The following is a 1,090-nucleotide window of genomic DNA, read 5'->3' as shown; positions in this document are numbered from 1 at the left end:
TAATCTGACACCTGTGTCAAGGACAATATAAAAAAGAGTGTTAAGCACATAAAAGATGATTTCTGTATTGAACAGGAGTCATCTTTTTTAAATCCCATTTATATCTATAATTATTGTAATATATTATATACTTGTCTATCTTACCTTTTAGTTCTTCGAAGCTTTTGCACATTTTTGTTTTTACAGAATCCTTCAAATGCCCAAAAAAAGATTCTTGGGGTGCGTTATCCCAGCAGTTTCCACGTCGTGACATTGATTGTCCTAAATGGCTCCTTTTAAGTAGATTTTGAAAAATAGGGCTGGTATAATGGCATCCCTGATCGGAATGGACGAAGGCATTTTTTTGCAGCTTAACTCTGCGTTGTTTTGTTAATTTAAAAATTGTTTCAGTTGCTATATCAATAGTAATTCGTTTAGATATGTGATGGGCTAGTATTTCACCACTTGATGCGTCTAGAATGGTCGATAAATAAGCCATATCTCCTCCGTTATATGGCAAGTATGTAATATCGGTTAGCAAGACCTTCCCAGGTATATTTTGTTTGAAGTTTCTTTCTAATATATTTGGAACAGTTCTATGCTCTTTAGTAGCTTTAGCCATTTGTTTATATGGGTTTGCCTTTCTATGTGGACATACAATATTGTACTTTCTCATTATTCTTTGTATTTTTTTGAGACTATAGATTATGTTAAATTCATTCTCTAAAATCATTTTTATAGAACGAGAACCTTTCTTGTATCCACGACGATTAAATGCTTTTAAAATAATCTTTTTAGCTTCTAAATCCCTATTTTCGCTAGCTATTCTATTTTCTTTTGAATTAATATGATTGTAATATCCCGATCGTGAAACAGTTAGTAATTTGCAAAAATATCCGGTTAGTTTTTTGAAATTATGTTCCTTTATTGTGTCATATATTAATCCAAATATATCAGTAGTTTTTAGATTTTTACTTTTGTTTATCAGCAACCTTTCTGTCACGTCTAATTTTTTTAATAGTTCTACCTGTGATTCAAGTAACTTTATTTTAGCTTCTTGTCTTTCAATTATTTCTTCTTTACTCAATTCTCTTGACCGTGGACGTCCGCT

The 1,090-nt window shown here is 31.3% G+C and carries 1 protein-coding gene; it reads right to left on the bottom strand.

The window, feature by feature from the left end; translation table 11 throughout:
• Positions 1-40: 40 nt before the first annotated feature.
• Positions 41-1,090, bottom strand: a 1,050-nt coding sequence (locus L1S49_RS23080) for an IS3 family transposase (protein WP_238907700.1), incomplete at its 5' end; no start/stop codon positions are given.

The sequence above is a fragment of the Clostridium sp. YIM B02506 genome (genome assembly GCF_022324845.1).
In the GTDB taxonomy this organism is placed as follows: domain Bacteria; phylum Bacillota; class Clostridia; order Clostridiales; family Clostridiaceae; genus Clostridium_T; species Clostridium_T intestinale.
The sequence above is the reverse complement of the archived record's forward strand: the minus strand, read 5'-3'. Positions and strand labels throughout refer to the sequence as shown.